Raw genomic sequence first — 23,770 nt, 5'->3', positions numbered from 1 at the left:
TTTAGGGAGATCACTTCGAGTGCGAAGCGTATCGAGAAGTTTTGTTCCGTTTTACTAACTAAAAGACTAGCATTAATGTTTTTAGATGAATTAGCGAGAGATTGGTGTAACAGTTGTTAATTTAAAAATGTACAGGGTAGTTCGTAAATCTAAGTTTGGTTGCTTTGTGAATTTTTTGGCGTTTGCCAATTACTTTTGTACTTTTAATTAAGTTTTTTGGTTAAGATAAATTTATGCTTTTAAAGACCGCATATCGTAAAGAAACAAAACGCTGGAAGCCATATTAAAGGCACAATCAGATGAACGAAGAGATTAAAAGATATAACGACAAGCTGACTTCGGACTGCAAAACAATTTGCAATTTACTTGCTCAGACTATTGACAACGTTTTGACTGAAGCAGAAAGCAAAATTTGGCACGGCCATCCTGTTTGGTTTTTAGAGGGTAATCCAATTGTTGGTTACAGTCAACAGAAAGCAGGATTGCGTTTGATGTTTTGGAGTGGTGCTGACTTTGAAGAAGACAATTTAAAGATACGAGGTGACAAATTTAAAGATGCTTCTATTTTCTTTACTAGCGTTGAGCAAATCAATCCAAAGGACCTTAAACGTTGTCTGAAAAAATCAAGAGATATTCAATGGGATTACAAAAACATTGTAAAAAGAAAAGGACAATTACTAAGGTTAAAATAAAATGGAGCGTTATGAATAATACAAACAATCACGATGAACGTTTTGCAAAAATGACATTTGCAACGGTATTTCCACATTATCTCACAAAAGTAGAGCGAAAAAACAGAACAAAAGATGAATTGTATCAAGTAATTGAGTGGCTGACTGGTTATGATGAAAAAAAACTGCAAGCCCTTATTGCAGGCAAAGTTAGTTTTGAAAAATTCTTTGAGAATGCTGTATTAAATCCTAATGCTCACCTAATCACTGGTGTAATCTGTGGCTATCGGGTAGAAGAAATCGAAAATCCGTTAACGCAAAAGGTAAGGTATTTGGACAAGCTTGTAGATGAGTTGGCTAAAGGGCGAAAGATCGAGAAGATTTTGCGAGTGGAGTAGCGTGACTTGGATGATTTGTCACTTTCCAAGAATGATCCAGCAGTACTGCGCTTCTTAGAGCGTATGATGAACAAAAGAGAAAAACTACCATTGCATGTTATTTATGCGTAAATTGGGAATCGATATGACTATAATTATTAACTAAATACGTACTATTATGAAAACTCCAGTTCTTTTTTGTTTGCTGTTTGCTTGTATAGGATTTCAAAGCTGTAAAAAAAATCAAAACGAAAATATCGAAAAAAGCACCCAAGTTCAGACTGAAAAACCGCTGAGTGTCCAATGCTATAAGGCACTTTACGAACAAGATACTCTTGAACTAAAAATGAACACTTTAAAAAACGGAAAAATAACTGGTGATATGGAGATGAAATTTTTTAATATGCCAAAAAAGATTGGGAAAATAGCAGGAGAATTCCGTGGAGATACGTTATTTATAAGTTATACCTTTATTCAGGGCGCTAATAAAGAAATAACATATAAAAATCCAATGGCATTTCTAAAACGAGGGAACACACTTATTTTAGGAAATGGTGAAATACAAACCACTATGGGTTCCTCTTACTTTGTTAAAGGTAAACCTATCGATTTTGAACGTGTGAAATTTAAATTTACAACTGTTGACTGTATTGATAAACAGTAAGTAAATAGGCACGTTATTTCCCTGATTAGTTTAAATTAATTAATATTTTCACTACTCGTTAAATAGATATTGATTTGCTACACTGTATTTTGTTTGCACTCTTTGCATAAAAAAGTATTGCAATTTTGTTTTTCATAATGTGGTGACTTTTGAAGTTATTAAATTTCGACTTTAAATATTCTATTGTCAAGATGTTCAGTATTCAAACTCCTTATTAAACAAGGTCTTGTTTGAAATTCGGGTACCTAAAAATTACTTTTTCTTGGGTAACCGAATAAGCACCCTTCCGATTATAATTTAATGATGATATTTGAAATTAATAAAAACGAAAAAGCCTGTAAATCCTAAGATTTACAGGCTTTTGGTTTCAATTGAAAATGAATTAGTGGAGTCGCCGGGATTACAATCGAACACCTTATACCAATCTTAACTTTTTTTGATAGTTTGAAATTATGATGTAATGTATTGGTTTTTAATATTTTAAATAATTATTTTTTGATGGTAATTTTTTAAAGTTAAAAAATTTAACTAAGTATTTTTAATGTTTTTCAATAATTCTAAGTTTTTTATAAGTAAAAAGATGTACATAAAGGAGATGTTAGAGTTCGACTGTCGAACTCTTATTCACAATCGAACACTTTTAAAGACTGGAGTAAAAAAAAGAAATATCAGGCACTATAAATTGTAATTTAAATACTATAATTACTTAACAATTCATAGATGATTTAAAGAAACTGGCTATGTGAAGAGTTATTAAAGTTAAATTCTATTTCTCAAATTTACTTAATTATTTTTAGAGAATGGTATCGATAATATAAATCATGAATTTATATATTTAATTGTCATGACATTGTAACGACAATTAAGTATTGTAATTAATAATGATTACCCCGATGCAGAAATTAGCAACCCAGATTTTATCAAAGTTTGCAGACTTCAAGGCACTAATAAGGTACTAATCTGAATAAAATAAGACAAAAAAAAATAAACAAATATAGATACTTTTTTTAGATGACGATTTTTGAACCTCTAAGTATTTGAAAGAACACATTAATCCAGTGGTTGGAACAAAGTGATAAAATTTTTCTAGACATAGAATATTTTTTATTCATCTAGAGTTAAATTTAATAATTAATAAAGTCTATGCGGATTGTTTTTAGCTCTGTTGCATCTAATAATAACCTTTACTTTCATTTTTTTTTAATCCTTCAATTCTTGAATACTAAAGGTCATTGTTCTCCAAGAGCTATAATTCTTAAGGCAATATTTTTCAAACTTAGGTTTACGTTGAGTTAAAGAGGTAGGAGATAATAAAAATGTGGGAGTTTCAGTTGTTCACCCTACAATTCAACGTTGAGTAAATAGGTTTGCACCATTTATTGAGGCGCAAATGAGGAAAAGAAAAATAGGAGTTGGGGCAAGTTAGAGGCTGAATGAAACCAATATAAAAGTTAAAGGTATCTGGTGTTATTTAACTATTTTTTTACTTCAATTGCTTGTTGAAGAATAGCACGAGAATCGGCACTTGATATGGGTCTTACTGAGCGATTAGTAACTTTCCAGCCATCTGTAGTTCGCAAGAGTTTCCATTGGTTCACTGTGAGTTGATAAATAGAAAATCCAGTAGAAGTTCCTTTACCAGGAAGTTGCACATGGGAGGCTGTTGTGTCTGGCATAACTATAAGCAAATAACCCGTAGCTACTGCAGTATCGCCCTTTAGCGAGATATGAGGAAGCATTGTTAAATGTGTCATTCCGCCTTTGATAGCCTCCTTCTGTTCAGGTGCATTGACGATTTTCAATATTTCATCTCGACCTTTATCTTGTCTTGTAGCACCTCTGTCAAAGGTGGCATCTTCTGTAAACATTTTCGTCCAATACGATTCCGATGCTACATCAGAACTAAAAGCTGAACCTGCAAGAAGGTTTAGGATTTCAAGTCGGTCTTCAGTGGCTATAATACGTGCGAGAAGTTGTTCTGTATTCAAAGTACTTGTTTGTTTATGGAGAGTCGAGTTGCCTATTTTGTTTTTAGCCTCTACTTTCTGGGCAGAAAGTAGATTAGAAATTAATAAAAAGGCGAAATACAATACAAATCGTATAGTAAAATTAGCTTTGCTTTTCATTTTTGATAGTTTAAAATTGATTTGATAAAACACCTAAAAATTAAATTTGGTAATCTTCTCTAACGGGACAAAATATATCAAATATCTTACATTTTGTAAGTGCTTTTCCTCCGTGCACTACATTCGGTGCTATCACAGCAAGTTGTCCCTTTTCATAGATTTTTGTTTCCTCGGCAATGGTCAATTCAAATTTCCCCTCCAAAACTTGGGTAACTTGTTCATGGAAATGTGAGTGCATGGGCAAAATCGCCCCTTCTTCGACATCCCAGTAACCCAAGGTGAAATTTTCTGTATGAACAAACCTTGCTTTGAATCCTTCTTTTATGTCATTTTGTGGTAGTGTGTCTACTTCAATCATTTTTTTAGTTTAATTATTTTTACTCTTGAACTTTTCTCCATTTTAGATACGCTCTAAAATTCATGATTAGAAAAAATACATTGCCTATACTGATGCCAAAACTTTGCATTCTAAAAATTCCCAAATATATCCAAAGCGCATTAGCAAGCATAAAGGAAGCGAAACCTATTCGGTTTTTATTCCCTATTAGATAAACGGCTAACAAACTTGAAGCCATTGCTAGCCAATCTAAACCATAGTATTTTAATAATATGTCCATTCCGAAATTGTTTGTACCTTTTAATGAATATGGATTCCACCATTAACATCAATAGTAGTACCAGTAATGAATCCCGAAAGGTCGGAAGCTAGAAAAAGACAAGTACCGGCTAACTCTATCGTTTTACCAACACGTTTTAATGGAATTCCCGAAATCACATCATTCAATTGTTTTTCCGAAAGTCCATCCAGCATACTGGTTTCGATCATGGCTGGGCAAATTACATTCGCTCGAATATTCATGGGTGCAAATTCTCGAGCTATAGCTTTAGTAAGGCTAATAACTCCACCTTTTGAAGCGGCATAGTGAGTACCTCCTACCAATCCGCCACCACGTTGAGCCGACAAAGATGATAAATTGACGATAACTCCAGCTTGCTTTTTAGTAAATATTTTCAAAGCACTTTTACAAATATTGAAAGTACCTTTAAGGTTTACATCCATTATCAAATCATACGCTTCATCAGTGATAGACAACATTCCTTCTGATTTTACAATGCCTGCACAATTCACTAAGCAGTCAATAGTTCCAAAATGTGCTACTGCCATTTCTATCACTTTATCACAATCTGAGATATCTCGTATATCGCATTGATGATAAATAATGTCAGGTGTATGACCTATTTGTGAAGCGATGGAAGTACCAACCTCATTGGCTATTTTCGCATTCATTACCAAATCAAGAAGGACTAATTTAGCCCCATGAGCTGCAAAAAGTTCAGCCGTAGCATATCCGATACTGCGTAAAGATGCAGCCCCGACAATCACACAGACTTTGTTTTCTAACAGTAGGTGATTGTATTTTTTATCCTCGTTTGAGTGTATATTTTTCATATATTTTCTAAATAGTAAGATTTTCAATTATTACGGCATAACCCATCCCAACGCCAACGCACATAGCGGCAAGTGCATATTTTTTCTTTGAACGTTGTAGCTCATTCATAGCCGCTTGTATGATTCGAGTACCCGACATTCCGAGTGGATGTCCAAGTGCAATTGCTCCACCATTCGGATTTACTCTAACGTCATCATCGGCAATTCCTAAATTTCGAGTAACCGCTAAACATTGAGCGGCAAAAGCTTCATTGAATTCAAATACATCTATTTGGTCGAGGGTTAAACCTGCTTTTTGTAATGCTTTTTGTGTCGCTCCAACAGGACCAATTCCCATAATTCGAGGTTCTACACCTACTACCGCCGATGATACAATTCTTGCTTTTGGAATAAAATGGTGTCTTTTTAATGCTTCTTCCGAAGTAATCAACATGGCAGCAGCTCCATCATTTAATCCAGAAGCATTTCCTGCGGTTACTGTTCCTCCTTCTTTCTTGAAAATGGGGTTTAATTTGGAGAGGATTTCTAGTGTTGTACTGCCCTTAATAAATTCATCTGTATCAAAAATAGTAATATTACCTTTTCTATCCGCCATTTCAATTTTCATAATTTCATCCGCTAAAATGCTGTTTTGTTGTGCTATAAATGCTTTTTGTTGCGAGTGAAATGCAAACAAATCTTGATCTTCACGGCTTATTCCATACATAGTTGCCAAATTCTCAGCGGTTACTCCCATTGCATCGGTACCGTATAATTTTTGCATTTCGGGATTAATAAAGCGCCATCCAAAACTACTATCAAACAGTTGCGCATCATTGCCAAAAGGTTTTGATGTTTTAGAAATCACCCACGGGCCACGGGTCATGTGCTCCATTCCGCCTGCAATAAAAATATCTCCGTCGTCAGCTTTAATGGCTCTATTGGCATGAATAATCGCTGACATTCCTGATGAACATAAACGATTGACCGTTTCACCTGGAACGGTGTGTGGTATTCCGGCTAATAGTAAAGCCATTCGAGCTAAATTTCGATTGTCTTCCCCCGCTTGGTTATGACACCCTAAAATCACATCGTCAATTAGCTCTGCTGGTAAATTTGGATTTCTTTTGATTAGTTCTTTAATTGGTAATGCTGCGAGATCATCGGCACGAAGAGCTGATAAAGTGCCTCCTAAACTACCAATTGGTGTTCGGATAGCATCAATGATATAGGATTGTTTCATACGTAGATAATAATTTATTTTTAAAGGAATATGGTATCGGCATTCTTCATTCCAGTTTGTGTTTTGGAATCATGGCGATTTCATCTGATTAAAAATTGTTAGTAATATAGCTTAATAAATTCATAACTGCTTTTATGATTGTTTTGAATCTTTAAAATTGTAGGCTGCTTTTTCTATTAAAATTTTTTCCATTTCCGTTTCTGAAAAGCCCAATTCGCTAAGAATTTCCGTCGTGTCCCATCCACAAGGAACAGAAGCAGAACGAGCTGAGGGATAGCTGCCATCAACTTTTATGGTGGATCGAATTACAGCAGTTTTCCCTTCGGTTGGATGATTTTCAAAATCAATTAGCGCAACAGCCTTTAAATGTGGGTCATTAGTTAATGTTTCAAGCGTATGGCAGGGCATAGCGGGTAGGTCCGTTTCTCGAAATATTTTAAGCCATTCATCAGTTGACTTATTATCGAGTGCCCGACCACGAATTTCAAACCATTCTGAAACATATTTTGCCCTGCTTGCCACAGTTATAAATCGTTCATCATGGAGTAATTCAGCTCTATCCGTTATTTTTAAAAAGGCTTGTACCTGAGCATCAGTATTGATGGTAAAGGAAATATATCCATCCTTAGTTTTAACGGGCTGATTATGTGGACTTAAAAGTCGAAGATCGCCCGGAGGACCAACAGGAGGTTCAAAACTTTGTTGTGCCAAATGTTCTTGCAAAACAAAAGATGCCATGGTTTCAAACATCGGTATTTCTATACTTGAACCTATTCCGCTATTTTGACGTTGCATCAGTGCAGCCATAACCGTGCCTGCCGTAATTTCGCCCACAACATGGTCACAGATTAACATAGGAACGTAAGCCGGTTTTCCATCACGAGCCATCGTTAATCCAGCAATACCGGATGCACCTTGTAAAACACTGTCGTAAGTTGGTAATCCCGAATAAGGACCATCTGTGCCATAGCCAGTTATCAAACAATATATTTTGTCTGGATATTTTGACCTAATCGTAGCTGCATCTAAGCCCAAACGCTCCAAAGCATCGGGTCGCATATTGGCAACAATTACATCACACCATTCCACTAATTTTTGAATGATTTCCTTTCCATCTTCTTTTTTTAAGTCAAGACAAATATTCTTTTTTCCTCGATTAAGATGTAAGTAAGCTCCGGAATGTTGTCCCGTAGGTGACATTCCTCCAAGACCACGCATCAGATCTCCTGAAGGGTTTTCAACCTTAATAATTTCTGCTCCATACTGCCCCAATCGCCAAGTAGCCACTGGACCAACAACTACGGATGTTAAATCTAATATTTTGATGCCTTTTAATGGTTCAAACTTCATATTCAATCATTTTACGTTAGTTTCCGCTTCAACTGCTATATCATTATTATCATCATAAACATATAATTTCCAACCAGTTTCGCTTTTTTCCGCAGTCAGAGTCATTGGTCTATTGCAATAGAGAGGAGCTATATGTTTTACTTTTATATCCGTAATTTCCAGCTCTAAATCGGTTCTGATATATTCGGTTAATAAAAGTGTAGTTAAACCACCGTTTACTACCAAATCTGGAAGTCCTTCAATATTTTGCGCATAACCTCTATCCAAGTGAATTTTATGAGAGTTAAATCCCAATGCAGAGTATTGGAATAAAATAGTTTCATCCGGAATTATTTGTTTCTGATGTTCCACTTCTATAGGTTGAGAAAGTGATTTTATAGAATTCTTGGAAGCGGGACTCGCATTAAGCAAAATGTAGGTTTGGGTTTCAATAATGGCGGGAATTGATGCAGTAACGGGACGTAATTCGTGTTGGATTGTTACAATTGCCATCGGTCCCGAATTAGTTGTTTTTTCTACGATGCTTTTGATAAAACTCGTTTTTTCTACTACTGAACCTATTACAATGTCACCATTGTAGGATGTAGTTCTTCCTCCTAAAAGCAATCTTGGCAGCTCAAGGTCAGGAATAGCAACACCCAAGCCAGGGAATCCATCTTTGCGTAATTTGGATTTTCGTGTTTCACCAGCTAGCATAAAAAAATGCCATCCTTTTGGTAATATAGCTCCTTCTGAAAAAGAATGAGTATCTAAGTCTAACATAGCAGCTACTCGACGTACCATGGTAGGACTACATTGTTCATTTGATTGAGTTTTAGACTCTAAAATGGTTTCTTGCATATTGTTATATATTCTCACAAATACGTGGATAAATGTGAATTTCAACAAAAATACAAATTATTTTTTTATATTTGAAAATATTATTTCATATTTGCAAAAGAAATAACAAATATTAAATTCGCAAAGCATGAAATTTAAGTATCATCACATGAATCTATGCACAGAAGATGTGTCAAGATTATCAAATTTTTATCAATCGATATTCGGTTTAAATCGCCTTCAAGACGAAGAACATGGTTTGACGACCGAGGACACAGTGAATCGTTATGATGGTCAAGTTGAATTTCTAACCGATGGAGAGGTAGAATTTCATATCACACAGAAAGATAATGATGCAGGATTCCGCATGAAGCAATGGATTAATCCAATCAAAAATGGTCATTTCTGTTTTAGAACTGATGACATAGAAGCTTTTAAAAAGAAATTAGAAGAGCAGAATGTTCCCTATGCTGACTATGGTAAATGGGCATTAGCTGGTTGGTATCAAATCTTCTTTCATGACCCAGATGGAAATATCATCGAAGTACATCAAATAGGAATGTAATTTGATTTACGGTTTATTTTACTTAAAATAGCGGATATTTATCTAAAATAAACGTAATAAAAAACAAGGTATGAAAGACAAAGAAGAAAATGGAGCTTATTCAGCCCCAGCATTAGACAAAGGCTTAGATATTTTAGAAGTTCTTAGTACGTGTGAAAATGGACTTACACAGCAAGAAATTGCTGCTCAACTTGGGAGAAAATTGGGGGAAATTTATCGTATGTTGAACTGTTTAGTGCAAAGGAATTATGTTGCCAACTACGGCAATGTTTATACCATTACTTCTAAGTTGTTTCAATTGTCACATTTTCATCCTCCTACTTATCGTTTGTTGACTGAAGCACTTCCAATTATGGAGGGTTTATCAAGAGCAGTTTCTTTTCCTTGTGATTTGAGAGTTTACAATAATGGTTTTCAAACTGTTATAGCGTCAATTCAGCCACCAAATGGACTTGGTTTTATGACTCGGGTAGGCTCTGAAATTGAGGTTGCTCCTTCAGCATCTGGTATGGTATTGCTGGCTTTTCAAGACCAGATCATCAAAGAAATCAGAATTCGAGAGAGTCTTCCAAATTCATCAGAGACTGAGATTGAAACTTTTAGTAATGGTCTAAAGGAAGTAATTTCAAAAGGATTCGCGTCCATAAAGAGTAAACAGTATGCAGGACTTCATGCCATTTCATTTCCTATATTGGATATGAATGGAAATGCAGTAGCAGCGATGACAGTTCCTATGTTAGCTAGAATTGATGGAACGAACCAATTTACGCATGAGCAGGTAGAAGAAATGTTAAGAGAATGTGTATCAAATCTGAGTATGCGTATATCGACAAAAATAATTATGTAAAATTTAATTTTTAATAATAATTGATCCTAAAAATGAAAACAACAATCCTAATTTTACTTTTGTTCTTCGGCACTTTCGAAGCAAATGCCCAATCGTTCCAAAAATTGAAGCTCGGCAAACAAACTTTTGAATTGCACAACGTTACAGGAGCAATTATTAATTTTAAAGGAAAAAAAGTATTAAAAATTGAACGAGACTTAACGGCAATACCATTCGATGCTAATCGATTAGAATCCACTGTTGATGAGCCGCATTATGCAAAATTGGTAGATCTTGAAGATTTTGAAAATGGAACTATCGAAATAAAAATGTACAGTCAGATTCAAAACCCATCTCCCTATCCACCTGCGGCAGGATTTATAGGCCTTTATTTTAGAATTGCTGAAGAAGATAAAGCTTTTGAATCTATCTATTTAAGACCTAAAGTCGGTCGAGTTAATAATCAAATGGCTCGAAACCATGCAGTTCAATATTTTTCTTACCCGCATGCAAAGTTCCAAACGCTTCGGGATAAATATCCCGCGGGTTCATACGAAGGGTCGGCACCTGTGGCACTCAACGAATGGATAACTATGCGAATAGAAGTCAATGGCGAAACCGCAGAAATGTTTATCAACAACATGAAATATTCGTCGTTTATTGTAAATAAAATGTTGGGAACAACTATAAAGGGGAGTATTGGACTTTATGTTGATATTGCTACAATTGGCTATTTCAAAGACTTAAAAGTAACCAAAAAAGCATTAAGAGATACGCATTCAGGTGAAAAAATCAATGATATTTAAATTAGTTGATAGGTATTCAAAAAAATAAATAAAACTATAAAAAAATAAATTTGAATCATTAACTATTAGTGCATAGTCACTTAGCTCTATTTATTCATGAAAAAAATAAACAAATTTCTACTTGCCGCCTCCGCTATTTTAGTTCTTTTAGCAATAGTGACCTTTATTTTTGGAGACGGATTATTGACAACAGGTCCTTTTGTTGTTGGCTCACTTATATGTTTAGCAATAGGAGGTCGAAGCGTTTCGATTCTAAATCAAATGTCGTTTACGATTTGGGTAATGGCTGCTGTTTCAGTTGGTTTTTTTTATCCTCAATATTTCCAAAAAATTGGAGATTTTAAGTTCACGGGCTTTATTGTCCCGCTTATTCAGTTGATAATGTTTACGATGGGTACCGAAATGAGTCTGAAAGACTTTGAAGGTGTTATTAAAACGCCCAAGGCAGTTTTGATTGGTCTCGTAAGTCACTTCACTATCATGCCTTTAGTCGGTTTTACCTTAGCCAAAAGTTTTGGCTTTGCACCCGAAATCGCTGCAGGTGTTATATTGATGGGCTCGGTACCAAGTGGAGTAACTTCCAATGTTTTAGCATTTATTGCAAAAGCCAATATGCCTTTGTCTCTTACTATTGCTGCGATTTCTACACTTTTGGCACCGTTTCTGACCCCTTTGTTAATGAAATTATTAGCAGGTCAATACGTAGCTATTGATTTACAAGCCATGATGCTGCATGTAGCTGAAATCATTATTTTACCAATAATATTAGGTTTGCTTGTCAATAGGTTTCTTAGAAATGGTGTAAAAAAAATACAGTTTGTGTTACCCAAACTTTCAATGTTGGGTGTTTTGATGATGATGATTGTTATTGTCTCATCGGGTAGAGATTCTTTATTAGAAATTGGGCCATTGTTATTTTTATCAGCAATGATTCACCATACAATTGGGTATCTGTTAGGCTATTGGAGTGGGCGGTTTATGGGTTTGGACGAAGCATCATGTCGTACTATTTCTCTGGAAGTAGGGATGCAAAATGGAGGGCTTGCTTCTGGAATTGCATTACAAATGGGAAAAATAGCAACTGTTGGTTTAGCATCAGTGATAGCTGTGCCTTGGATGACTATTTCAGGGTCAATGTTATCAAATTGGTGGCGGAAAAAAGATAATGAAAATAAAGAATTATTAATCCTAAATGAAAATAAATCTACTGAGTCGATTTGAAGGATTTATCATTAATAACTAAATGCAAAATTAGTATGGAGATACGTAAAATTAGCGTCATTGGAGCTGGTAATATGGGACATCAGATTGCCCTATGTGCAGCTATGTCTGGATTTCAAGTAAAATGTACAGATAGCAATCCTGATATACTGGCAAAAGCAATTGTGTTCGCCGATAATTATTTGAAAGAAAGGGTAGCTAAAGGAAAGTTAAGCGAAGAAGCGGCTAACAAAGCTCTAGGAAACCTTGCTTTTGTCCCAACAATTGAAGAAGCGGTCGTTGAAGCGGATCTTGTAATTGAAGCCATTATTGAGAAATTAGAAGTAAAAAGAGAACTCTTTGCTCACTTAGATAAAATTTGTCCTGCTCATACAATTTTGGCTACGAATAGCTCGTACATCGTAAGTTCTAAAATTGCAGATGCAACCAATCGACCGGAGAAAGTTTGCAATATGCACTTTTTTAATCCTGCCTTGGTGATGAAATTGGTTGAAGTGGTACAAGGACCACACGTTTCTGAGGAAACAGTTAATTCAGTAATGAATGCTGCAAAGGAAATGAATAAAACACCTGTTTTACTTCACAAAGAGATATACGGTTTTCTAGTCAACCGTCTTTTGCAAGCCACTAGACAAGAAGCCCTTAAACTACTGGATATGGGCGTTGCCAGTTTTGAAGATATAGACACAGCCGCCAAGAACGGATTGGGCTACCCAATGGGCCCCTTTCAGTTATTAGACCTTACAGGTATAGATTTAGCCTATCATGTAGGAATGGAAAAATACGAAGAAAGTGGAGATCCCGCTGACAGACCTTCTCCCACTGTTGTTGAGAAATTTACAAAAGGAGAATTTGGAAAAAAAGTAGGGAAAGGGTTTTATGATTATGAGCAATAGTAAAAATAATAGATTAGGAAGTTTTAAAAATCAAATTTATCATGAGACATATTTTTTTGCTTCTGTTATCTGTGTTTTTTTTATTTGGATTTGAATCGCAATCACTTGGTTACAAGGATGTAAAAGTCAAAAAAGATACTTCTGTAAAGATATTTGGTTCCACTCAATATACGAATGACAATTTTGTTAGTAAAAAAGCATCGGATACGATTAAGAACAATAGTAGGAGAGAAAAATTAAAAGACCGACTTAGTAATGGGGAAGTTTTAAAAGGTGCAGTAATCAACATCGCTCATCCTACAATGGTAGAAGTAGTTTGTGAAGCTGGGGCTGATTTTCTTTTCTTGGATTTTGAACATGGACTTCGTGACTACAACGATATTGGGCAAGCCATTATTGCTGCTGAACTCCATAAAGTTCCTACCCTTGTCCGACTGGGTGAACGTTCCTTAAATCTGACAGAACGAATACTCGACGCTGGAGCCAGTGGCTTTTTATTCCCTCATGTAGAAACTGCCGAAGAAGCTGCCGAATTGGTTTCTTGGTGTCGATACAAACCGCTTGGTGTTCGAGGCTCAGGCTTCGCAAGAGCTTCTATTAGTTATAGCGGTAATGAATATGAACGACGTCAGCAAGCGAACAAAGATGTAGTTTGCATTATGATTGTCGAAAGCCTAAAAGGAAAAGAAAATTTATCTAAAATATTGGCAGTTGAAGGTGTAACAGGTGTTGCTATTGGTCCGGGTGATATTTCGATGGAACTTGGTGTTAGCGATTGGAAGGATCCAAAGGTAGTACAGGTATTAGATGAAATGGCTGCAGTAGTCAAATCGTTTCCAAACCGAGCATTTCTTCGTCTTGCACTTTCCCCAGATGAAGCCGTAAAAAATGTAGCTTCGGGAGCCAATATGATTCTGCTGACACATGATTGGCAACTCATCAAAGGAATGTATTCTGGGCTTTTCAAGGATATTACGAACAGGATTAATCAAGCTGCTAAAAAATAGGAATCGAAAGGTTTTTATAATTTAAACCCGATATAAACATTCTTTTAAAAATATAAGATTATGAAAAACAACCTTCTATTAGTCCTTTTATGCTTTTCGGTTTTTGTAAAAGCTCAAAACCCAATTGTAGGGACAGTTAATGGCAAAATTCAAGGCACAGCCAGTACGGATAAAACAGTTTGTATTTTTAAAGGTATTCCTTTTGCTGCGGCACCAATTGGTGATTTGCGATGGAATGCGCCGCAACCTGTTCAAAACTGGAAGGGCATAAAACAATGTAAAGCTTTTTCGGCAAGTCCTATGCAAAACAAACCTCAGCCTTTCTTTTGTTGGACGGAGGAGTTTCTTGCTCAACCCGAACCTATCAATGAAGATTGTTTGTATCTAAATGTGTGGACTACTGCAAAAGCTAAATCCAAAAACCAACCCGTATTTGTATGGATTTATGGTGGTGGGTTAAGTAGTGGCTCAGCAAATTGTGCGATTTATGATGGTGAAGAAATGGCAAAAAAAGGAGTAATTTTCGTTAGTATCAACTATCGAGTTGGCGTTTTTGGATTTATGGCACACCCGGAATTAAGCAAAGAATCGGGCTATCAGGCTTCGGGCAATTATGGTTTTTTAGACCAAATAGCGGCATTAAAATGGGTTCAGAAAAACATTGCAGCCTTTGGAGGTGATCCAAATAACGTTACAATTGCAGGTCAATCTGCAGGTGCTTTTAGCGTAACCGCTTTGATTGCTTCACCGTTGGCAAAAGGTTTGTTTCACAAAGCCATTGCGCAAAGTGGCGGTTTGTTAAATAATATGCTCAGTCAAAATTTAGAAAAATCCGAAGAGCAAGGTGTTGTTTTTATGAAAAGAGCAAACACAAATTCAATTGCTGAATTACGAAAAAAATCAGCCGAAGAATTGCAAATGCTAAGTAATAATCCAGAACTAGGCAGATTTGGAACAACGATGGACGGCTATGTTTTACCCGTTAATTTGTTAGAACATTTCAAAAAAGGCTTGCACAATCAAACGCCAATTTTAACCGGTTGGGTAACTGGCGATGGAAGTTTTATGGGTGATGCTAACATGACTCTTGACGATTATAAAAAAGAAGCCCAAACAAAATATGGCGATAAAGCTGATGCGTTTTTGAGTATTTTTCCCGCTTCTACGGCAGATGAAGTTAAAACAGTAAAACAAAAATTGACATTACTAGGTTTTGCAGGAATGCCTTCCCATCTTTTAGCAAGTTTTAATAACAAAGCAAGTTACATTTACCAATTTGGTCATGTTGCACCAGATAAGCCAAATTTCCCCAATTATGGAGCTTTTCACACTTCGGAAGTTCCGTATGTGCTTCATAATTTGCATACTTGGAATCGTCCTTGGCAAGCATTAGACAAAGAGATAGAAACTATTTTTTCGTCGTATTGGGTCAATTTTGCAAAAACGGGTAATCCAAATGGAAACAATTTACCCGAATGGAAAAGTTATGATAAACAGACGGGTGCCATATTGGTAGCAGGCGATAAAATAGAATCAAAGTCCGTATTATTAAAAAAAGAATTTGATTTTTTAGAAGCAAATAATTAAACCAATCAAAAACAACTTTATTCACTAAAACAATATCAATATGTATTCAAAATTAGTAACCGCTTTCATTTTACTGTTTTTTATGTCAAATGTTCAAGCGCAGCAAAAAAATTTAATAAGAGCTTTTCAACCCGCTAATGTGGTCAATAAAATACCTTATGGAAATAATCCCAAAGCAGGACATTATGTACAGGCGAATGATGCTAAAATTTATTATGAAGTATATGGTAAAGGGCAACCTATCGTATTGTTACACGGTGGATTATTCGGTTCTACTGTTGAAATGGCTGACTTTATTGACCGATTAAAACCAAAATATCAAGTAATAGCCATTTCTACTCGTGGTCACGGCAAATCTGAATTGGGCACTGAACCCATAAGTCTTGAACAACGTGCCAACGACGCAATGGCGGTAATAAATACCGTTACCAAAGATAGTGTAATGGTACTCGGCTTTAGCGATGGCGGTTACTCTGCTTATCAAATGGCAGTTATGTATCCAAATAGGATTAAAAAAATAATAGCAATTGGTGCAGGAGAATTATATCCAGGCATAAGAGAATTTAACTTCACTGCTAAGCAAGCAATGACATTTGATAAACCGTTTTTTGAACAACAGTTAAAACTAATGCCCGAGCCCAACAGATTAGAAGATATGTTTGCAGGGGTAAATGCTTGTTACAGTAAATTAACAGTTGGTAATGATCTGCTTAAAAACATAAAATGCTCTGTATTAGTAATGGCTGGAGACAAAGACGATAGCAACCCCGTAGAGCGTGTTGTAAAAGTTGCAAGATTTATTCCAAAATCTCAAATCGCAATAATTCCAAATACTACACACGAATGTTTTACCGAAAATTTTGATGCAAGCTGGGCATGCATTGTGCCTTTTTTGAAAAATTAATCCGTTAATAAAAAGAGGAAATATCATTTTATGGAGCCTCCTTAATTCACTTCAAAAGGTGTAAACAAACGCCAATAAATCATTTTAATACCTATCCCTAAATAGTCTGGGGACTTATAAATTTTCGAAATTGTTCGAATATAACATAATCTATGTCTTTTATTTCCTGATAATTAGGGATAAAATTCACTAAATAAAATTTGCAGAGCATTTAAAATTTGCAAATCACCATTAATAAAAATTATTAACCAAAAACAAACAAAATGAAAAAATTATTATTTAAAGACAAAATAGGAACATTTTGGATCCTATGTCTATTTATTGTTTCAAGTGCAGTTTTTGCACAAAATAAAGGAAGTATTTCAGGCATTGTAAAAGACAAAAGCGGCACACCACTTTCAGAAGTTACAGTTAAACTTTCCTCTAGTAATGGCACTGATCGAAGTACTAAGGTCGATTCCTTGTCTTACTACAAATTTAATAATTTACCAAACGGTAAATACAAGGTTCTTTTTACCCTATTGGGGCATTTATCTTCTTCTGCACAGGTTACTGTAGAAAATAATGATGTCGTGATAAACGGACAATTAGTCGAAGATCCAATGCAATTAGATGCAGTAGTAGTTACTGGAGGAAATCCTAAACGAAAAGTTGAATCAAGTGTTGCAATTACTACAATGACAGCAAAAGACATTCAACAAAGAGCACCACTTAACAATATCGATATGTTGAAAGCCATTCCAGGTCTTACAGTAGAAAGTAGCGGTGGTGATGGTCCCGGAAATGTATGGGTGCGTGGTTTTCCTCAAGGAGGCGGTTACACCTATTTAGGAATCTTAGAAGATGGACTAGCTGTATTACCAACTGGATTTAGTTCGGCTCCATCTGCAGATCAATATTATAAATCAGATCTTACCATTAAAAATGTCGAAGCCATTCGTGGAGGAAATGCCTCTATAGTTTTGGCTAATACGGCTGGTGCCGTAATAAATAACATTAGCTATGTAGGGGCAGCTAAAAGCTATGGCGAATTAAAAGTATCTTCTGGGCTTTCTCAAGGTCTATACAAAGTAGAAGGGAATACAGGGGGATCATTGAACGATAATATTAGATACAATATTGGTGGATCTTATCGTACTGATAATGGAATCGTATCTCCTCCATATAACGCTGGTAAAGGTGGTCAATTGAAAGGAAATATAACGTATCATTTCAAAAACAATAAAGGATACTTTCGTCTTTTAGGAAAATATATTAATGACAAAGTATATTGGAGACTACCTAGTTATTATTCGTATGATGGTTCAGGTAAACCAAAAGCGATATCAAACTACGATATTTTCACACAATCAATGGAAGTAGTAGATTCAAAATGGGATTATACTAACGGTTCAGGAAAAACAACCAGCTATGATTTAGCAGATGCGATGCACACCAAAATGGGTGCAATAGGATTTCAATTTAATTATACTACTGATAATGACTGGCAGATATCTAATAATTTTCGTTACCAAGACAATAAAACTGATATAAATTCAAGTATTCCGGTAGGTGTGGGAGGATATGTTCCTGGAGTTGATTATACCTATTTAGACGGAAGTCCTGCTGTATATGGTGCTAACGATTATAATGTTACTACAGTAGCCATTAATTGGCGAAATAAAGACAAGCAATATATCAACAATCTTGATTTCAAGAAAAAAGTAAACAATCATAGCCTTGGAATGGGTGTAGGAATACACCAACATAATGTAAACAATAGTCCCTATGATACTTTCTTATTTTTTCAGGAATTGAAAGAAAATCCACGTCGTTTACTTATTCCAGCTTTTGGTGTTGTAGGAAATGGTATTATACCATTGAGTACCGCTCTATATATAGCAGATACACGTATTTTATCTAGTTATATTACTGACGAAATTGCCTTGAGTGCTAAATACAGATTGGATTTGGGTTTCCGTTTGGATAATCATAATATAGATGGCAAAAGACCTTATTATGGGGTAAACTCAGATGGAACACCAAACCCTTCTGCTCCAGCTACTACGACTATTACCGGTACAACAGATTATTCATTTTCAAATACCAACTGGGCATTTTCTGCAGGACTTAATGATAAAATAAGCGAAAATGCAGCAATGTTTGCTAGACTTACACGAGCATACAATACGCCAAATTATTTAGACTATGGTGTACAGGTTTTCAATGCTGCTTCTATTAAAAAACGTCCCGTATATTTGGCTGAATTAGGATATAAATATGCGAATAATGGTTGGTCTTTGTTTAGTTCTGTTAGTTATTCAGCAATTAAAAATGTCTCATTAAATATTATGGTTCCTACTAGTGCTGGATTGCAAGCTTTGGTAGCTTTTGGTTCTACTGCAACCTTAAGTGCTGAGTATGAAGTAGCCTATAAAGTATCCAATAACTTAGGTTTAAGACTTACTGGAACATTACAAGATTCTAAATATACGGATTATAAAGCATCAACTAATACTAATCCTGCAGTTCTTGCAGAATTGGGAGAAAAAACATATGACTTTTCTGGAAACAGAACCGAAAGAGTTCCTGTTTTAAGTACAGAGCTATCAGCCAATTATGATTACAAAAAATTCTATACTAATTGGGGTATTATCTATACAGGAAGTCGTTACACGTCTCCATCTGATAGCTATAAATTACCTGCTTATGTAACTATGAGAGCTAGTGTAGGATACAAAATATCTAAAGCGATTGATGCTAAAATGTGGGTTGATAATTTAACAAATACTAGAGCTCTTACCGAAGGAGATGTTAGAGGGGATCAATTTAGAGATTTTTCAGCAGTAGCTCCAGGAAGTCTAATGATTGGTAGAACTATTTTACCTCGCAGTTTTTGGGCTTCATTATCTTACAGTTTTAAATAAAACATAGTAATGGTTAATCAATATTACTACTCTGTTGATTAGCTAATTATAATCTGAGTAGTGACTAATAATTGTTTGAAAAAGGTTTTGTTTTGAGTTTAAAAGAGGTTGCCTTTCATTAGGTGACCTCAATTAAATTCCTCTTTTTCAATAATCTTGTAGGTGTTATTTATAAAAAACACACACCTTAGCAATAAAATATTTAAACTAAAAAATCCTTGTTTTATTTGAAAAAATAAAACAAGGATTTTTTTTGTTTAGAACTTAAGATTGGTGTTAATATCCTGGTTTTTTATAAAGCTTTTCCATATTCGGTTTTATTTCTTTAGCATATACCTCTTCCATCCAATTATCTTCTGTAACTTCAGTTATGGCAACAGAAACTGCTACTTCAGGTTTATCAGCAATTGTCATTAAAACTTTAGTAATTTCTTGTGCAATTTTCTCTTTTTGTTCCTCAGAAGTTCCAGGATACATCTTTACAATTACGTGTGGCATTGTTTTCTTATTTAAAGTTAAATTTTGCAGCGTATCAACAATGATTTATCTATATAATTCTATCGTTTCTCGCTATTATTTTTTAGTGGGCTAAAATTATCTATAAAAATCTTAAACCTTTCTTAAATTTTATTACAAAAACCTGACATTTCAGTCAGGCTTTTTAAGAGCTACTTCTTGATCACAAATTTAATTTAAAAATTAGTGTTTTAAATCTGAAAATTTGGTATCAGGAGCAAACGCAGCATTTGTTTTCTCAACTACTAATTCTTTTGCTAAAGAAAATTTAGTTGTTTGTTTAATGTTCAATGAAGATGTTCCAATGGCAACTTTATAAGCACCAGCTTCGGCTACCCACGCATTTTTAGCAGTAACAAATGAAGCCAAATCTTTAGGGTTAATTGTCAAAGTAATGGTTTGACTTTCTCCTGGTTGTAATAACTTTGTTTTGGCGAAAGCTTTCAATTCAGAAATTGGTTTATCTGTATTTTTTGATGGGGCAGACAAATACAATTGAACCACTTCTTTTCCAGCTGTTTTTCCTGTGTTTTTTACCGTTACTGTTGCAGTCATTTTTTTGGTAAAAGTTTTAGTACTTAATTTCAAGTTAGAAACATCAAAATTGGTATACGATAAACCATAACCAAATTCGTAGGCTGGTTTTACTCCAAAAGTGTTGTAATAACGATATCCAACATAAATTCCTTCTTCATAAGTTACACTTGTAGGATTCTCTACAGGGGTTCCATTCCAGTTTTTAGATGAAGGTGTGTCTTCGTATTTAATAGGGAAAGTCATTGTTAATTTTCCGGAAGGAGTTACTTTTCCTGAAAAAACATCAGCAACAGAATTTCCTCCTTCTTGACCTGGTTGCCATGGTAAAAGAATGGCATCTACTTTATCTTTCCAACTTGCAGTTTCAATTACACCACCAATATTCAACACTACAACTACTTTTTTTCCTTTGGCGTGAAATGCCTCCGAAACGTTGTTGATTAAAGCTACTTCGTCAACAGCCAAAATAAAATCTTCATCAACATTTCTGTCACCACCTTCACCTGCATTTCTGCCTATTGTAATCAAGGCAATTTCAGATGAATTGGCTTTGCTTTCTATATTCGCCTTATTCAATTCTAATTCAACAATTCGTTTTGGTGTGGCCAGTAATCCTCCATTTTTATCACGACGTTCCATTTCTTTTGCCTTTTGATCTGCAACATAAGGTTTATATAATCCTTCTAATGAATCTATTGCAAATCCATTATTGGTCAAGCCATCAATTAATGAAATCGTGTACGCTTCGTTTACATCGCCACTACCAGTTCCACCAGAAATGAAATCATAAGAAGTAACTCCAAAAATGGCTAATGGTGATTTTTTTGATGTGAATGGTAATGTATTGCTGTCATTTTTTAATAAAATAGTACCTTCTGCAGCAGCTTGTCTGGTCACTTCAGCATTTGCTTTCAAATTTGGTTTATCAGAATATTTATAATTATTCATTGCTGGTGACCTCATAACCAATTCTAAAATACGGGTTAAATCTCTATTTACAACTGATGCTGTTAATTTTCCGCTTTTCATATTGTCTAAAATCGCTTGTTTTTGCGATGGCAGTCCAGGCATCAATAAATCATTCCCGGCAGATAATTGTGCAGTAACATCACTTACTACATTAGGTGTAAAGGGAGCCGAATAGCTTAAATATCCACCAAACCAATCACTCATTACTAAACCTTTAAATCCCCATTCGTCTCTTAATACAGTTGTCAATAAATCTTTTCTTTCGGAAGTAAAAGTGCCGTTAAAAGAATTGTAAGATGACATAATTGTCCAAGGTTGCGATTCTTTTACTGCAATTTCAAAACCTCTTAAATAAATTTCACGCAATGCTCTTTCGCTGATATGAGCATTTATGCCCGTACGATTGCGTTCTTGATTATTAGCGGCAAAATGTTTAACCGAGGTTCCAACACCTTGCGATTGAATACCATTTACGATTGCTGCCGAAATTTTTCCAGTAAGTAATGGGTCTTCAGAATAATATTCGTAATTTCTGCCACACAATGGATTTCTGTGAATGTTCATTCCAGGTCCCAACAAAACATCTACGCCATATTCTTTGACTTCGTTACCCATTGCTTGCCCTACATTGTTGATTAATTCTGTATTCCAACTGGATGCCAACGCGGTTCCTACAGGAAATGCAGTTGCATAATAGTAGTTTGGGTCATTATTTCGTTTTGGATTTATTCTTAAACCTGCAGGACCGTCAGAAACAGTAACCGTTGGAATACCAAGTCGTTTGATTTCAAATGTTCCACCTGCAGCTCCAGGTACTTTTCCTTGAAAACCTTCTGTTGTAAATTTAAAAGTAGTTAAATCAAATCCGGGCATTCCTATTCCAATAAGCATACTTGCTTTTTCATCGTCGGTCATTTTGTTAATCAAATCCCGAATCCTGTCATTCATCGGAAGGCGAGTATCTTCATATTTATCCAATTTACCGTTTTGGTTTAAATCAGAAAAGGTAAACCCGTCAATAGTGATTATGGGTTTGTCATTTGAATCTTTAATTTCAGAATTTTTATTCCAAGAAATCCCGGAGATTACTAGTGTTGAAAGAAGCGATATTTTCGCAATTTTCGAAAAAGATAAGTTTTTCATATGGTTTTTTTATGGTAATTAATATCGCTTCATAATGAAGCAATATTAATTATATTTTTTAATATTTGCAACCACGAAGTACAAATTTTCATTATTGGTTTTTATAAAATAAATTACCTACAATAACCTAATTTTGGTTAAACTTTGGTTCTTCTCCTAAATTTTTAACAATGGGGTTTGAAAAAATAATTAAAGAATAATCTAATGAAGCCTGAAAAATTTTTATTCTTCATTTCTCCGTAGATTATTATGTATTTCAGAATGGGAGATTAAAATTTTTGGTCACAAAAATGAAAGTTTGCAATTAAATAGATGCGAAATTTTCGCAACCTAAATTACTCTTGAATAGTATGACAGAACATAAAATAGATGAAATCATGCAAGTAGATGGTAAAAACATTTACGTAGAATATTATCATACTTTTGAAGATTGTCCTACAATAGTTTTTTTGCACGATTCTTTAGGCTGTGTTACCTTATGGAGAGATTTGCCTCAAAAACTATCAGAAGCTGTAAAGTGCAATGTGCTGGTATATGACCGGTTGGGGTACGGGAAATCAGATCCGATGCCGACTCATGAGCGCCCCGTAAATTACCTTGAATTGGAAGCTGATGTCTTAAACGAACTATTGACCCAACTCGATGTGAAAGACGCTATTCTTTTTGGACATAGTGACGGTGGTTCCATTGCATTGATCACAGCAGCCAAGTATTCGGACAGAATTAAAGCCCTAATCTGTGAAGCAGCACATATTTTTGTGGAAGAAGTGACGCTTAAAGGAATTTGGAAGGCAATGGAAGGCTACAGAACGACTAATCTGGCAGAACGTCTGGCAAAATATCATGGAGATAAAGAAGAGAGTATCTTTAAGGCTTGGACGGAGACCTGGACAAGTGCTGCTTATAAAGACTGGAACATTGAATACCTATTGAAAGATATTACTTGTCCTTTGCTTTTTATTCAGGGCGAAGCAGATGAGTACGGAACATTGGAACAGGTTAACAGAACCATTAACCAGGTACGTGCAAAAACTAAAAAACTTATTATCCCAGGTATTGGCCATACCCCTCACAAAGAAGCTCCCGAACAGACTTTTAATGCAGCTAAAGATTTTATAACGAAATTGAAATAAATGGGACTTCTATATGTAAAAAAACTTTTCTAGAATGGCCACTATTGGACTAATTTACTATTTACTCTTTAACTA

Annotated in this window: 22 protein-coding genes; 13 read left to right on the top strand and 9 right to left on the bottom strand. The window is 35.1% G+C overall.

From position 1 onward, the window contains the following. Positions 1-299: 299 nt before the first annotated feature. The 3 genes from ACNQGG_RS03645 (at position 300) to ACNQGG_RS03635 (ending at position 1,712) form a co-directional block, all read left to right on the top strand. Positions 300-692 carry a DUF1801 domain-containing protein gene (locus ACNQGG_RS03645; protein ID WP_417961641.1) on the top strand — a complete coding sequence of 131 codons (393 nt, stop codon included), beginning with the start codon at positions 300-302 and terminating at the stop codon, positions 690-692. 11 nt (positions 693-703) lie between these two features. Further along, positions 704-1,069, top strand: a complete 366-nt coding sequence (locus tag ACNQGG_RS03640; RefSeq protein WP_417961639.1) for a DUF2200 domain-containing protein — start codon at positions 704-706, stop codon at positions 1,067-1,069. Positions 1,070-1,226: 157 nt separating this feature from the next. Next, positions 1,227-1,712: a hypothetical protein gene (locus tag ACNQGG_RS03635; RefSeq protein ID WP_417961637.1), complete on the top strand. Its 486-nt coding sequence runs from the start codon at positions 1,227-1,229 to the stop codon at positions 1,710-1,712. 1,475 nt (positions 1,713-3,187) lie between these two features. Here the strand turns inward: ACNQGG_RS03635 and ACNQGG_RS03630 are convergent. From ACNQGG_RS03630 to ACNQGG_RS03600, 7 genes are all read right to left on the bottom strand, one after another. Next, positions 3,188-3,838 (bottom strand): nuclear transport factor 2 family protein, encoded by a 651-nt coding sequence (locus ACNQGG_RS03630; protein WP_417961635.1) that lies wholly within the window; start codon positions 3,836-3,838, stop codon positions 3,188-3,190. 40 nt (positions 3,839-3,878) lie between these two features. Then, positions 3,879-4,196, bottom strand: coding sequence for a cupin domain-containing protein (locus ACNQGG_RS03625; RefSeq protein ID WP_417961633.1), 318 nt, complete (start codon positions 4,194-4,196; stop codon positions 3,879-3,881). A 19-nt stretch (positions 4,197-4,215) separates the two neighbouring features. Continuing rightward, positions 4,216-4,455 (bottom strand): hypothetical protein, encoded by a 240-nt coding sequence (locus tag ACNQGG_RS03620; protein WP_417961631.1) that lies wholly within the window; start codon positions 4,453-4,455, stop codon positions 4,216-4,218. A gap of 20 nt (positions 4,456-4,475) precedes the next feature. Next, complete coding sequence (locus tag ACNQGG_RS03615) at positions 4,476-5,288, bottom strand: SDR family NAD(P)-dependent oxidoreductase (protein ID WP_417961629.1); 813 nt, start codon at positions 5,286-5,288, stop codon at positions 4,476-4,478. Positions 5,289-5,295: 7 nt separating this feature from the next. After that, the gene (gene pcaF, locus ACNQGG_RS03610) at positions 5,296-6,510 is read right to left on the bottom strand and encodes a 3-oxoadipyl-CoA thiolase (RefSeq protein WP_417961627.1); all 1,215 of its coding nucleotides are present in this window, start codon (positions 6,508-6,510) and stop codon (positions 5,296-5,298) included. A 132-nt stretch (positions 6,511-6,642) separates the two neighbouring features. Next, entirely contained in the window at positions 6,643-7,860 is a 1,218-nt protein-coding gene (locus ACNQGG_RS03605; RefSeq protein WP_417961625.1) for a CaiB/BaiF CoA transferase family protein, read from the bottom strand. 6 nt (positions 7,861-7,866) lie between these two features. Continuing rightward, on the bottom strand, positions 7,867-8,700 hold the full coding sequence (locus tag ACNQGG_RS03600) for an HTD2 family dehydratase (RefSeq protein WP_417961623.1): 834 nt from the start codon (positions 8,698-8,700) through the stop codon (positions 7,867-7,869). A gap of 127 nt (positions 8,701-8,827) precedes the next feature. Between ACNQGG_RS03600 and ACNQGG_RS03595 the strand changes: the two genes are divergently transcribed. The 9 genes from ACNQGG_RS03595 (at position 8,828) to ACNQGG_RS03555 (ending at position 19,397) form a co-directional block, all read left to right on the top strand. Further along, complete coding sequence (locus ACNQGG_RS03595) at positions 8,828-9,244, top strand: VOC family protein (protein ID WP_416858285.1); 417 nt, start codon at positions 8,828-8,830, stop codon at positions 9,242-9,244. Between the two features lie 70 nt (positions 9,245-9,314). Then, a complete protein-coding gene (locus ACNQGG_RS03590; RefSeq protein ID WP_417961620.1) occupies positions 9,315-10,091 on the top strand; it encodes an IclR family transcriptional regulator in 777 nt (258 codons plus the stop codon). 32 nt (positions 10,092-10,123) lie between these two features. Next, a complete protein-coding gene (locus ACNQGG_RS03585) occupies positions 10,124-10,876 on the top strand; it encodes a LamG domain-containing protein (protein WP_417961618.1) in 753 nt (250 codons plus the stop codon). Between the two features lie 96 nt (positions 10,877-10,972). Further along, positions 10,973-12,097, top strand: a complete 1,125-nt coding sequence (locus tag ACNQGG_RS03580) for a bile acid:sodium symporter family protein (protein WP_417961616.1) — start codon at positions 10,973-10,975, stop codon at positions 12,095-12,097. Between the two features lie 35 nt (positions 12,098-12,132). Beyond that, a complete protein-coding gene (locus tag ACNQGG_RS03575) occupies positions 12,133-12,993 on the top strand; it encodes a 3-hydroxyacyl-CoA dehydrogenase family protein (protein WP_417961613.1) in 861 nt (286 codons plus the stop codon). A 41-nt stretch (positions 12,994-13,034) separates the two neighbouring features. Continuing rightward, a complete protein-coding gene (locus ACNQGG_RS03570; protein WP_417961611.1) occupies positions 13,035-14,000 on the top strand; it encodes an HpcH/HpaI aldolase family protein in 966 nt (321 codons plus the stop codon). Between the two features lie 60 nt (positions 14,001-14,060). Then, positions 14,061-15,587, top strand: a complete 1,527-nt coding sequence (locus ACNQGG_RS03565; protein ID WP_417961609.1) for a carboxylesterase/lipase family protein — start codon at positions 14,061-14,063, stop codon at positions 15,585-15,587. Between the two features lie 40 nt (positions 15,588-15,627). Then, on the top strand, positions 15,628-16,491 hold the full coding sequence (locus ACNQGG_RS03560; RefSeq protein ID WP_417961607.1) for an alpha/beta fold hydrolase: 864 nt from the start codon (positions 15,628-15,630) through the stop codon (positions 16,489-16,491). Between the two features lie 263 nt (positions 16,492-16,754). Further along, positions 16,755-19,397 (top strand): TonB-dependent receptor, encoded by a 2,643-nt coding sequence (locus tag ACNQGG_RS03555; RefSeq protein ID WP_417961605.1) that lies wholly within the window; start codon positions 16,755-16,757, stop codon positions 19,395-19,397. Between the two features lie 276 nt (positions 19,398-19,673). On the opposite strand, the gene ACNQGG_RS03550 is transcribed toward ACNQGG_RS03555, so the two are convergent. Further along, on the bottom strand, positions 19,674-19,895 hold the full coding sequence (locus tag ACNQGG_RS03550) for a tautomerase family protein (protein ID WP_417961603.1): 222 nt from the start codon (positions 19,893-19,895) through the stop codon (positions 19,674-19,676). Between the two features lie 201 nt (positions 19,896-20,096). After that, entirely contained in the window at positions 20,097-22,562 is a 2,466-nt protein-coding gene (locus ACNQGG_RS03545) for a glycoside hydrolase family 3 N-terminal domain-containing protein (protein WP_417961601.1), read from the bottom strand. 350 nt (positions 22,563-22,912) lie between these two features. Here ACNQGG_RS03545 and ACNQGG_RS03540 point away from each other — a divergent pair, with 350 nt between their 5' ends. Beyond that, a complete protein-coding gene (locus ACNQGG_RS03540) occupies positions 22,913-23,695 on the top strand; it encodes an alpha/beta fold hydrolase (RefSeq protein WP_417961599.1) in 783 nt (260 codons plus the stop codon). Positions 23,696-23,770: the final 75 nt, after the last annotated feature.

This window comes from Flavobacterium esculini (genome assembly GCF_048284325.1).
GTDB lineage: Bacteria > Bacteroidota > Bacteroidia > Flavobacteriales > Flavobacteriaceae > Flavobacterium.
The sequence above is the reverse complement of the archived record's forward strand: the minus strand, read 5'-3'. Positions and strand labels throughout refer to the sequence as shown.

Excerpts from the sequence above, each read along its gene's own strand:
- ACNQGG_RS03560 (WP_417961607.1), top strand. The coding sequence starts at position 15,628 with ATGTATTCAAAATTAGTAACCGCTTTCATTTTACTGTTTTTTATGTCA.
- ACNQGG_RS03580 (WP_417961616.1), top strand. The coding sequence starts at position 10,973 with ATGAAAAAAATAAACAAATTTCTACTTGCCGCCTCCGCTATTTTAGTT.
- ACNQGG_RS03550 (WP_417961603.1), bottom strand. The coding sequence starts at position 19,895 with ATGCCACACGTAATTGTAAAGATGTATCCTGGAACTTCTGAGGAACAA.
- ACNQGG_RS03600 (WP_417961623.1), bottom strand. The coding sequence starts at position 8,700 with ATGCAAGAAACCATTTTAGAGTCTAAAACTCAATCAAATGAACAATGT.
- ACNQGG_RS03595 (WP_416858285.1), top strand. The coding sequence starts at position 8,828 with ATGAAATTTAAGTATCATCACATGAATCTATGCACAGAAGATGTGTCA.
- ACNQGG_RS03635 (WP_417961637.1), top strand. The coding sequence starts at position 1,227 with ATGAAAACTCCAGTTCTTTTTTGTTTGCTGTTTGCTTGTATAGGATTT.
- ACNQGG_RS03590 (WP_417961620.1), top strand. The coding sequence starts at position 9,315 with ATGAAAGACAAAGAAGAAAATGGAGCTTATTCAGCCCCAGCATTAGAC.
- ACNQGG_RS03555 (WP_417961605.1), top strand. The coding sequence starts at position 16,755 with ATGAAAAAATTATTATTTAAAGACAAAATAGGAACATTTTGGATCCTA.
- ACNQGG_RS03640 (WP_417961639.1), top strand. The coding sequence starts at position 704 with ATGAATAATACAAACAATCACGATGAACGTTTTGCAAAAATGACATTT.
- ACNQGG_RS03565 (WP_417961609.1), top strand. The coding sequence starts at position 14,061 with ATGAAAAACAACCTTCTATTAGTCCTTTTATGCTTTTCGGTTTTTGTA.
- ACNQGG_RS03575 (WP_417961613.1), top strand. The coding sequence starts at position 12,133 with ATGGAGATACGTAAAATTAGCGTCATTGGAGCTGGTAATATGGGACAT.
- pcaF (WP_417961627.1), bottom strand. The coding sequence starts at position 6,510 with ATGAAACAATCCTATATCATTGATGCTATCCGAACACCAATTGGTAGT.
- ACNQGG_RS03585 (WP_417961618.1), top strand. The coding sequence starts at position 10,124 with ATGAAAACAACAATCCTAATTTTACTTTTGTTCTTCGGCACTTTCGAA.
- ACNQGG_RS03630 (WP_417961635.1), bottom strand. The coding sequence starts at position 3,838 with ATGAAAAGCAAAGCTAATTTTACTATACGATTTGTATTGTATTTCGCC.
- ACNQGG_RS03625 (WP_417961633.1), bottom strand. The coding sequence starts at position 4,196 with ATGATTGAAGTAGACACACTACCACAAAATGACATAAAAGAAGGATTC.
- ACNQGG_RS03540 (WP_417961599.1), top strand. The coding sequence starts at position 22,913 with ATGACAGAACATAAAATAGATGAAATCATGCAAGTAGATGGTAAAAAC.
- ACNQGG_RS03645 (WP_417961641.1), top strand. The coding sequence starts at position 300 with ATGAACGAAGAGATTAAAAGATATAACGACAAGCTGACTTCGGACTGC.
- ACNQGG_RS03545 (WP_417961601.1), bottom strand. The coding sequence starts at position 22,562 with ATGAAAAACTTATCTTTTTCGAAAATTGCGAAAATATCGCTTCTTTCA.
- ACNQGG_RS03620 (WP_417961631.1), bottom strand. The coding sequence starts at position 4,455 with ATGGACATATTATTAAAATACTATGGTTTAGATTGGCTAGCAATGGCT.
- ACNQGG_RS03615 (WP_417961629.1), bottom strand. The coding sequence starts at position 5,288 with ATGAAAAATATACACTCAAACGAGGATAAAAAATACAATCACCTACTG.
- ACNQGG_RS03570 (WP_417961611.1), top strand. The coding sequence starts at position 13,035 with ATGAGACATATTTTTTTGCTTCTGTTATCTGTGTTTTTTTTATTTGGA.
- ACNQGG_RS03605 (WP_417961625.1), bottom strand. The coding sequence starts at position 7,860 with ATGAAGTTTGAACCATTAAAAGGCATCAAAATATTAGATTTAACATCC.